Annotated in this window: 1 protein-coding gene; it reads left to right on the top strand. The window is 77.3% G+C overall.

What is annotated here, in order from left to right:
• Positions 1-543: TadE family protein (locus KN815_RS49420; protein ID WP_253209755.1), on the top strand; the 543-nt coding region annotated here is incomplete at its 5' end.
• Between the last annotated feature and the right edge of the window lie 247 nt (positions 544-790).

Here is a 790-nt window from a genome sequence, read left to right as displayed (position 1 = left end):
GGGGGCGGCGGCGAGCGCGCCCTGTCGGGGCTGCGGCGGCGCCATGCCATAGAGGCGGGCGGCGACCCCGCGCAGGGCAGCGTGGGCGACGGCACCGACGCGCTCAACGAGATCGCCCCGCCGTCCACCAAGGGCTTCCTGCGCAAGCGCGGCGGCGACCGGGGTGGCGACCGCGGTGGCGACCGGGGCCAGGTGACGGTCGAGTTCCTCGGCGTCCTGCCGCTGGCGCTGATCGTGCTCGCGGTCGTCTGGCAGGTGGTGCTGGTCGGCTATACGTACTCGCTGGCGGGCAACTCGGCCGACAAGGGCGCCCGCGCGGGCGCCACCAAGGGCGCGGGCGCCTGCCAGGACGCGGCGAGCAAGGACATCCCCGGCTCCTGGAGCGCCGACATCGACTGCGCGGGCGGTGACGGCTCGGTCTACAAGGCCACGGTCAAGCTCCATGTCCCGATCCTCTTCCCGGGCGCCGCCGACTTCCCGTGGACGGTCACGGGGACGGCGGGCGCGGCGGACGAGAGCGATCTGGCGGGCGGAGGGGAGTGACATGACCCGTCACCGCGTACGGACGCGGACCGGCTTCGCGGGCCCCGCGACGGCCCCCCGCCGCCACGACCCGGGGGGTTGCACGGTGCCGGGCGACGGACTTGTGCCTCCGGACGGTCGGCCAGGGACGGGCGCGCCGTTGGGCGAACGGGCGAGGGCTCGGCACCTGCCCGGCGGGATCCTCGGCCGGGCGCGCCGACGCCCCGGCGGGATCCTCGGCCGGGCGAAGCGCCGCCCCGGCGCGGCG

The organism is Streptomyces niphimycinicus (assembly GCF_018883605.1).
Taxonomy (GTDB): domain Bacteria; phylum Actinomycetota; class Actinomycetes; order Streptomycetales; family Streptomycetaceae; genus Streptomyces; species Streptomyces niphimycinicus.
The sequence above is the reverse complement of the archived record's forward strand: the minus strand, read 5'-3'. Positions and strand labels throughout refer to the sequence as shown.